Annotated in this window: 7 protein-coding genes; 6 read left to right on the top strand and 1 reads right to left on the bottom strand. The window is 63.6% G+C overall.

The genetic code is table 11. The annotated features are described in order from the left end of the window. From tssG to ACCC94_RS12045, 6 genes are all read left to right on the top strand, one after another. Positions 1 to 907: type VI secretion system baseplate subunit TssG (tssG, locus tag ACCC94_RS12070; RefSeq protein ID WP_413349699.1), on the top strand; the 907-nt coding region annotated here is incomplete at its 5' end. Next, on the top strand, positions 907 to 3,456 hold the full coding sequence (tssH, locus tag ACCC94_RS12065) for a type VI secretion system ATPase TssH (RefSeq protein WP_413349698.1): 2,550 nt from the start codon (positions 907 to 909) through the stop codon (positions 3,454 to 3,456). The genes tssG and tssH, both read left to right, overlap by 1 nt. A gap of 30 nt (positions 3,457 to 3,486) precedes the next feature. Further along, the gene (locus tag ACCC94_RS12060) at positions 3,487 to 4,542 is read left to right on the top strand and encodes a hypothetical protein (protein ID WP_413349697.1); all 1,056 of its coding nucleotides are present in this window, start codon (positions 3,487 to 3,489) and stop codon (positions 4,540 to 4,542) included. Between the two features lie 90 nt (positions 4,543 to 4,632). Continuing rightward, positions 4,633 to 5,799: a hypothetical protein gene (locus tag ACCC94_RS12055; RefSeq protein ID WP_413349696.1), complete on the top strand. Its 1,167-nt coding sequence runs from the start codon at positions 4,633 to 4,635 to the stop codon at positions 5,797 to 5,799. A gap of 39 nt (positions 5,800 to 5,838) precedes the next feature. Then, a complete protein-coding gene (gene tssI / locus ACCC94_RS12050; protein WP_413349695.1) occupies positions 5,839 to 7,845 on the top strand; it encodes a type VI secretion system tip protein TssI/VgrG in 2,007 nt (668 codons plus the stop codon). Between the two features lie 10 nt (positions 7,846 to 7,855). Next, positions 7,856 to 8,401 carry a toxin-antitoxin system YwqK family antitoxin gene (locus ACCC94_RS12045; RefSeq protein WP_413349694.1) on the top strand — a complete coding sequence of 182 codons (546 nt, stop codon included), beginning with the start codon at positions 7,856 to 7,858 and terminating at the stop codon, positions 8,399 to 8,401. A 6-nt stretch (positions 8,402 to 8,407) separates the two neighbouring features. Here ACCC94_RS12045 and ACCC94_RS12040 read toward each other — a convergent pair whose 3' ends face one another. Further along, the gene (locus ACCC94_RS12040) at positions 8,408 to 8,803 is read right to left on the bottom strand and encodes a DUF4280 domain-containing protein (protein WP_413349692.1); all 396 of its coding nucleotides are present in this window, start codon (positions 8,801 to 8,803) and stop codon (positions 8,408 to 8,410) included. Between the last annotated feature and the right edge of the window lie 122 nt (positions 8,804 to 8,925).

Below are 8,925 nucleotides of genomic sequence, written 5' to 3'. Positions count from 1 at the left end.
GGGGCCGCTCGTGCTCGAGCAGCAGCAGGGCCTGCAGCCACTCGAAGCGCTGCGCCTGCGCGGCCCGCTGACGCCAGTATTCGCCCCCAGCCAGATCGACGCCCTGGAAGACGAGGACGGCCGGCCGCTGCTGAGCACCTCCATCTTCGGCCTGGGCGGGGCAGATGGCGCCCTGCCCTACGCCTACCAGGAATGGCTGCAACAACGGGCGCGACAAAAGGACCACGCGCCCGCTGAATTCCTCGACCTGTTCCAGCATCGCCTGCTCAGCCTGCTCTATCGGGTATTGCGCAAGCACCGGCTGGCCGTGGGCTTCCAGCCCCCTGCCGCCGCGCCCCTGCGCCGCCCGTTGCGTGCCCTGGTGGGCCTGCTGCCAGCAGGCCTGCATGAGCGCGGTGCGCTGCCCGATGCCAGCGTGCTCGCCCGCAGCGCACACTTCTCCGGCAGTCGCCGCTCGCTGGCCGGCTTCGCCGCCATGCTCCGCGAGCAATTCGGCCTCCCCGCCGAGTGCGAAGCCTATGCCGGCGCCTGGCGCGAGATTCCCCTGGCCCGCCGCAGCGTGCTGCAACGCGGGGGCGCCAACCTGGGCCTTGGCCGTGACGCCATCGCCGGCACCCGTGTGTGGGACGAACACGCTGGTTTCCATCTGCGCCTCGGCCCGCTGGACGAAGCCGCGGCTCGGCACTTCTTCCCGGACGGCATCGCCTATCCGCTGTTGGCCCACCTCTGCGCGTTGTACTTCGGCCCCGACCTCGACTGCCGGCTACGTCTGCTGGTGCGCGCCAGCGGGCCGCTGGCCATGGGACGTGGCAATGGCCCGAGACTGAACTGGAACACCGGCCTGCGCCGCAGCGGCGGCGCCGTGCAACCCATCGACCTGACCCTGCGCCACGCGGAGATGCCCTGATGGACCTCGCCAGCCTGATCGGCCGCCTCAACCCGGAATCCCGCCGCGCCCTGGAGCGCGCCGCACAACGCTGCCTACAACGCACCCACCACTACGTCGAGATCGAACATCTGCTGCTGGAACTGCTGGACATCGACGGTGGCGATCTCGCCCGGCTGCTGCCACGCTTCGGCCTCGAGCGCGACCAACTGGTGGGCGAGATCAACACCGCGCTGGAGCTATTCCGCATCGGCAGCACGCGTACCCCGGCGCTGTCGCCGCAAACCATCGGCCTGCTGGAGGATGCGGTGGTGCAAGCCAGCGTGCTCGGCCAGCCGGCGATCCGCTCCGGGCTGCTCCTGCTCGCCCTGCTCGACCGCGAGGAGCGCCGCGCACTGCTGCTCAACAGCGCCTCGTCGCTGCTGCGCATTCCCCACGAGACGCTGCGGGAGAAACTCCTGGAGTGGACCGAAGGCTCCCGCGAGCAGCCCCCCGGCGCACGCACCCCGGCCAAGGCCGCACCCAACAGCGCACCAGTCCAGGACAGTGTGCTCGACCAGTACACCCAGGACATCACCGCCGACGCCCACGCCGGGCGCATCGACCCCATAGTCGGGCGTGACGGCGAGATCCGCCAATGCGTGGACATCCTCCTGCGCCGCCGGCAGAACAACCCGATCCTGGTCGGCGCCCCCGGTGTCGGCAAGACCGCCGTGGTGGAAGGCCTGGCCCTGCGCATCGCCGCCGGAGAAGTGCCGCCGCCCCTACAAGGGGTGATCCTGCGCGTAGTCGACCTCGGATTGCTGCAGGCCGGCGCCGGGATCAAGGGCGAGTTCGAACAGCGCCTGAAAGGCGTGATCGACGCGGTGCGCAGCAGCGAGCAGCCGATCATCCTGTTCATCGACGAGGCCCACACCCTGATCGGCGCCGGCGGCGCGGAAGGCGGCAGCGACGCCGCCAACCTGCTCAAGCCGGCGCTGGCCCGTGGCGAGCTGCGCACCCTGGCCGCCACCACCTGGCTCGAATACAAGAAGTACTTCGAGAAGGACCCGGCGCTGGCCCGGCGCTTCCAGCTGGTGCAGGTCGAGGAGCCCGACGAGGCTACCGCCGTCGACATGCTGCGCGGTGTCGCCGCCAAACTCGAACAGCACCACGGCGTGCAGGTACTGGACGTGGCCATCCAGGACGCGGTCAAACTGTCGCACCGCTACATCTCCGGCCGCCAGTTGCCGGACAAGGCCATCAGCGTGCTGGACACCGCCTGCGCCCGCGTCGCCCTGGCCCAGCACGACGTGCCGCCGGCCCTGGAAAACCTGCGCCACCGCGAACTGGCGGTGGAGGAAGAGCTGCAACGCCTGCGCCGCGAGCAGGCCACCGGCCTGGATCACAGCACCCGCATCACCGCCCTGGAGCAGGAGTCGGTGGGCAACCTAGCCGCCATCCGCGCCCTGGAAAAACGCTGGAGTGAAGAGCGCGAGGCGGTGCGTGAACTGCTGCAATCGAGGCGCGAACTGCTGACCCTGAGCGAAAGCGCCGATGCCGCCAAACCCGATGAAGAACTCGACGGCCGCATCGACCACCTGGCCGCCGAACTCGCACGCCTGGAAGCCGGCCTCGACGCCATCCGCGAGGACGATCCGCTGGTGCCCGAGCAGGTCGACTCGAAGACCGTCGCCGCAGTAATCGCCGGCTGGACCGGCATCCCGGTGGGCAAGATGCTCGCCGACGAAGCCCACGCCATCCGCACCCTGGCGCAGCGCATGGGCCAGCGGGTGATGGGCCAGGAAGCCGCGCTGGGCACCATCGCCCAACGCATCCAGGCCTACCGCGCCGGACTCACCGATCCGGCCAAGCCGGTCGGCGTGTTCCTCCTGCTCGGCCCCACCGGCGTGGGCAAGACCGAGACCGCCTACGCCCTGGCCGACGCCCTCTACGGCGGTGAGCGCAACCTCATCAGCATCAACCTTTCCGAGTACCAGGAAGCCCATACCGTCAGCCAGCTCAAGGGCGCCCCGCCCGGCTACGTCGGCTACGGCACCGGCGGCGTGCTCACCGAAGCCGTGCGCCGCCGGCCCTACTCGGTGGTGCTGCTGGACGAAATCGAAAAGGCCCACCCGGACGTGCTGGAAGCCTTCTACAACGTCTTCGACAAAGGCGTGATGGAGGACGGCACCGGCCTGGTGGTGGACTTCAAGAACACCGTGATCCTCGCCACCAGCAACGTCGGCGCCGAACTGCTGCTGGACACCCCGCCCGAACAGATCGCCACGCCCGTCTTCGACGAACGCCTGCGCAAGGTCCTGCTGCAAGCCTTCCGCGCCGCATTCCTTGCCCGCATGACAGTGGTGCCCTACCGACCGCTGGAGGAGGCGACGCTGGAAGGCATCGTCGTCGCCAAGCTGGAGAAGCTGCGCGAGCGCTACAAGGCGGCCACAGGCAAACAGTTCGATTTCGATCCGGTAATTGTGAAAGCGGTACTCGCCAAGTGCAGTTCGGCGGGCGCACGGGATATCGAGAATGTGTTGATGGCGGAAGTGACGGGAAAGTTGGCGGAGTGGGTGTTGGAATGACGGGTGGCAAGACTTCAGGAGGTTCGATCCATGTTATTCATGCACAAGGGTTCCGATGGAAATATTTTGTATGCAGCCTGCTGCGGAGAAAACCCGAAGAACAATGACAGCGCCTATTACCTCTTCGACGACAGCAACAGCGCGGCCGTAGCGCGCAATCTGATCACAGTATTTCTGCGGCTGGACATCGAAAAGTCCGCATTACGCCCCATGCTGGCCCTGTTTTTCCAATGGACCCTCTGCAGCGAATTCGACAAGGCGCAAAAAGATATTTACGGCCGAATGAAGAAGGAAGGAATGGACGAGCGCGCCAAATATGGCATTCGGGCTGAATGGCGCTACTACAACAACTATATAGACCTGACCCTCGCCTTGTACGGCGAATATCTATCCAAGCCTACTCTGACTCAGGAAATCTTTGTCGCGCATCTGGTCCTCGGCTCGCAGAAGATTGAAACCTTGCTAAAGGCAGTCACCAGCAAGATCAATGAATACGCCGAATCCACCTTCCCGTCAGAGAATCGCGATGCATTGGTACACGGCAATTACGCAGACCTGCATCCAGACTTGACCTGGGCACAGTGGGTTAAAAGTTACAGTGCAATGTCCACGGACGTGCTGGTACCGTTCTTGTATGACATCACCATGTCCTTCAAAAAGGTACTGCACTGGAGTGAAGAGCCCATGGACCATGGGCGCATCACCAAGGACAACATGCGCATCAACGTCAGCACGCCCAATGAAGACTTTTATTGGACATCCCGCGCGCGCTGGGCGACCGTGCCCATCTGGGCAGCCCCCTCCTACACGACGCACCTCATGCTATTGGTTGCCCAGAAGGCAAAAGCCTCCGTAGAGGAAATACAGGCATTCGCCTACGGCATCTTCGCGTACTGGTGCATCAAATACCCCCATACCGCCACACCCATACACAGGATGTACGGTGTGATGACGGCTGCCAGAGAGTTTGAAGTTGCCGGTATCGCCTGTGAGCCTTCGACCATGTACCACAGTGCCATCGAGTTCATGGCCGACGGGGCGCTGCCGTCCTCCAGCGTCGCCACGCAGAAGATGGCCAAGCTATGAAACCTCCCATGACCCGCATGGCCCATACCCAATCGCGACGCAGCGGATGGTCGCGCCGCTCTCCTGCAACCCGATGAAACAGGAACGAATATGCTATCCACGCTCGCAAGAAGGGGTCCCCGTTACGCATCAAGATTCACCCGTACTCCCGCAGGCGGCCAGCAACGTCGCGGAATCTGCATGGTCAGGGGGGAGCCCGTCGACGGCGAATGGATTGGGCAGCGTTTCTATCCCTATGGCTCTCCGGTGGTGAGCGCCTACAACCAGAACTATCAGTTCGGCTCCCACGACGAAATGCGCAGCTTTCTCTTCGCCCACGATCGCTACATAGAAAGTGACCGTATCATCGCCAACATCAGCAGCGCTGAAATAATAAGCCCGCAGACACAAATCAATTATGAATTTCAAATGGCCAAGAAACTGCTATTTGACGGAGGGCTCCGAACGTTCTTCAGGGACCTGACTCTCAAGCGAAAAAACAGGAAGAAAGCGCTGATCACCGTCAACTCTGAAAGCGTAGAGCAATTTAGCGACGAACTTTCACCCTGGACCCTGGCTGCCCTGCAATCGATAATGGAAGGCAAGGAAGTCGTCTTCACCAATCCCGTCCACGAACTCTACGCCTGCGTGGAAATTCTTGATTTCACCCAAAAGTGCATATTCACGACCTATTCTGGGGCAAACAGAATACCGCAATTATTGATATCCCGAGTGGACGCTAATCGCGACCTGATCATTGGCGGCAGCACGGAAAAGCCGATTCGTACCCACCCCACGACGCGCGGCGGAGTATTGCTGACCAATGATCCGGGAAGCCGGATCGCGCTGGAGATAGGCGTCGCGATCAACGCAGGAACATCCGGCACCTCCTGCAACGTGGTGATTGCTCTGAACAATCTGGCCGCATACCTGAAAAGCAGGGAGTACTTCTTCCAGCACTTCTCCGAAGGCGGAATGACAGATCTCTGCCATTCCTACTTGGCCGGCCCTTATCTCATAAACATATTGAGTGATCGGGCCACTCGCTATATCAAGAACTCGATACAGACTTCCGAACTGGTTCTCCCCCCTTCGCTCAACGAGAAACTGCATATTGCCAGAAGTGGCCAGAGCCACACGCTGGTAGAGGTTAAGAATGGCGTATCCGGTGCCTTTAAAATCATATCGGGTAACGACGTAATCCCCTCTGAAGAACTGCTGGAAATGCTTTACCGCGTCAATGCTCAAAAAACGCGCGAGCGATATGACCTGCTGTAGTAATGGAAACCGGCAATAACTCACCGGACGTCTCGACCCATGGCCCGCCCGATAGACACCAGGACCACCCTCTCCGTCACGGCCCCCTCCCTGGCGGAGCTGTACCCGGAGAGCCTGTCAGGGGAGCAAGCCCTAAATAGTCTGGGCAGCTTCATCCTGCGCGGGTACAGCGCCAGCACCCTGCCCCTGGCCGATGCGCTGGCCAGTCATGTAACCGCCACCCTGCATAACGACGATCAATTGCGCCCGAGCGATGGGCTATGCGCCGAAATCCACCAGTTGCCCGCCGACGCCACCGCCGACCGTTATCAGCTCGTCCTGCGCCCCTGGCTCTGGTGGCTGACCCTGGCCAGCAACAACCGCGTGTTCCAGAACCTCGCCACCAGCGACATCGTCACGACGATTTTCAAGGCCCACGGCTTCACCGACTTCAAGCTGTCGCTGACCGGCAGCTACGAGCCCCGCGAATACTGCGTGCAGTACGGTGAAAGCGATTTCGCCTTCGTCTCGCGGCTGCTGGAGGAGGACGGCATCTTCTGGTTCTTCACCCACGAAGAGGGCAAGCACACCCTGGTGCTGGCGGACAGCAACGACGCCTTCCCCCCCATCCCCAACGGGCCAAAGGTGCCGTACCTAGGCCAGGAGATCGGCGTGCGCGAACTGCATGGCATTCGCTCGGCGCAGTACTGCCTGCAGGCGGTGGCCGGGACCTACAGCGCCACTGACTACGAGTTCACCACACCCACCACGTCGCTCTATTCCCAGGCGCAGGCGGAAGCAGTGCCACGCGCGCAGTATGAGCACCCCGGCGGCTACACCGCCAAGGCGCGGGGCGATGCGCTGACCAAGCAGCGCGTGGACGGCCTGCGCAGCCAGGAGAAGCGGCTGATCGGCGAGAGCGACTGCCGCTGGCTGGTACCGGGGCACTGGTTCACCCTGACCGGGCATGACGACGCCTCGCTGAATATCGACTGGGTGCTGACCTCGGTGACCCACGAGGCCGACCACGATCACTACCGCAACCGCTTCGAGGCCATCCCCAAGGCCATCGCCTACCGCCCTCCCCGCGTCACGCCCAAGCCGCGCATGCACACCCAGACCGCCAAGGTGGTGGGCAAGGCCGGCGAGGAAATCTGGACCGACCAGTACGGCCGGATCAAGATCCAGTTCCCCTGGGACCTCGACGGCAAGAACGACGAGGCCTCGTCCTGCTGGGTGCGCGTGGTGCTGCCCTGGAGCGGCAAGGGCTTCGGCATGCAGTTCATCCCGCGCATTGGCCAGGAGGTTATCGTCACCTTCATCGACGGCGACCCGGACCGTCCGCTGGTCACCGGCTGCGTGTACAACGGCGACCACGCCCTGCCTTACGCGCTGCCGGACAACCAGACGCAATCCGGCATCAAGACCAATTCCTCCAAGGGTGGCGGCGGCTTCAACGAGCTGCGCTTCGAGGACAAGAAGGACGCCGAGGAAGTCTTCCTGCAGGCGCAGAAGGACATGAAGGTGAACGTGCTTAACGACAGCACCGCCACCATCGGCCACGACGAGACGCTCACGGTGCAGAACGCCCGCACCCGTACGGTGAAGGAAGGCGACGAAACCATCACCCTGGAAAAGGGCAAGCGCAGCGTCACCATCCAGACCGGCAGCGACACGCTGGACGTGAAGGACACGCGCACCGTGAAGGTCGGCGCCGACCAGACCCACAGCACCGGCGGCAACTACAGCCACCAGGTCAGCGGCAACTTCGAGCTCACCGTGGACGGCAACCTGACCATCAAGGTCAGCGGCACCCTCACCCTGCAGAGTGGCGGCAGCCTGACGCTGAAGACCGACGCCGATCTCGCCGCCCAGGCCGGCACTTCTGTGACCAGCAAGGCAGGCACGACCCTGACCAACCAGGCCGGCACCTCGCTCACCAACAAGGCCGGCACCACCCTGACCAACGACGCTGGCGTCAGCCTTACCAACAAAGCCGCCGCCGAGCAGACGGTGGACGGCGGCGGCATGCTGACCCTCAAGGGCGGCCTGGTGAAGGTCAACTGAGGACAGCTACGTGGCCAATAACGGAACCCTCGACCTCAAGCGCGGCGACAGCACCTTGCAGGGCCGCCTGCAGGACGGCGCTCTGGAAGGCCCGCTGCGTATCAGCGAGCGCGGGTGCCCGCAGGCCAGCCTGGACTACCGCGACGGCGAACTGCATGGCACCAGCACGCTCTATCACCCCAACGGCCAGGTCAGTGCACAGTTGCCCTTCGTACGGGGACGCCTGCAGGGCGAGGCGCGCTTCTTTGCGGCCGAAGGCTGGCTGCAGCGCAAGGTGGGTTACCGCGACGGGCTGATGCACGGCGAGGCCTGTAGCTATCTCGCCGATGGCACGCTTGCCGAGCAGGCTTTCTACCGCGAGGGTGTGCAGGAGGGCCCGTTCCGCCGCTACCACGGCAACGGCCAACTGGCGCAGGAGGCGCGCTATGTTAAAGGTGCGCCCCTGGATCAGCCGCGCGCCTATGCCGAGGATGGTCGCCCGCTGGACGAAAACGGCAAACCCATTTCGCGACTGCGCTGGTGGCTGGGCAACCGTGGCGAGGCCAGCGAGGCCTGATCAGAATCAGGGAATCAGCATCTGCACCTGGCCGGGAAACACAACCTTGATCGCCCCGCCCCAGGTGCACATTAGCGTTCCATTGGCATCCAGCGCCGGCATGCCGCCCAGCAGCATCGTGGGCGGACCGCCCGGTATCCACGGCGCGGCGGTGGCCGGTATACAGGGCATTGGCGTCAGTACACCGAGGGCGGCTGCAGTAGCGGCGGCCACCGTCGGATTGGCTGGGCTGGTGCACATGCCGAAGGGCAAGATATTCAGCAGAGGGATGTGATCCTGCAGGTTGGCTGCCGGCATACCGCCGGCAAGGGTGCAATTGACCGGCAGTACGTTGAGCACCGACGGAGCAACACCGAAACTGCATTGCAGCGTCGCGCCGCTGCAGACCTGGGGACAGCCCATGGAGTCACCTCGCCTGCCTTCGCCTGGCAAGCCTTCCTTCGTGTCGCAGTTGAGGATGAGTGGGTGAAATATAGCCCTTCCAAACGCCAACGCTTGTGACAGGTAGATTAGCCTGTTCCAAG

Origin of the sequence: Pseudomonas sp. Pseusp97 (assembly GCF_047304025.1) — a bacterium.
Classification (GTDB): domain Bacteria; phylum Pseudomonadota; class Gammaproteobacteria; order Pseudomonadales; family Pseudomonadaceae; genus Pseudomonas.
Note: the sequence above shows the minus strand (reverse complement) of the source record. Positions and strands in the feature narration are given on the sequence as shown.

Excerpts from the sequence above, each read along its gene's own strand:
- ACCC94_RS12040 (WP_413349692.1), bottom strand. The coding sequence starts at position 8,803 with ATGGGCTGTCCCCAGGTCTGCAGCGGCGCGACGCTGCAATGCAGTTTC.
- ACCC94_RS12060 (WP_413349697.1), top strand. The coding sequence starts at position 3,487 with ATGTTATTCATGCACAAGGGTTCCGATGGAAATATTTTGTATGCAGCC.
- tssH (WP_413349698.1), top strand. The coding sequence starts at position 907 with ATGGACCTCGCCAGCCTGATCGGCCGCCTCAACCCGGAATCCCGCCGC.
- tssI (WP_413349695.1), top strand. The coding sequence starts at position 5,839 with ATGGCCCGCCCGATAGACACCAGGACCACCCTCTCCGTCACGGCCCCC.
- ACCC94_RS12055 (WP_413349696.1), top strand. The coding sequence starts at position 4,633 with ATGCTATCCACGCTCGCAAGAAGGGGTCCCCGTTACGCATCAAGATTC.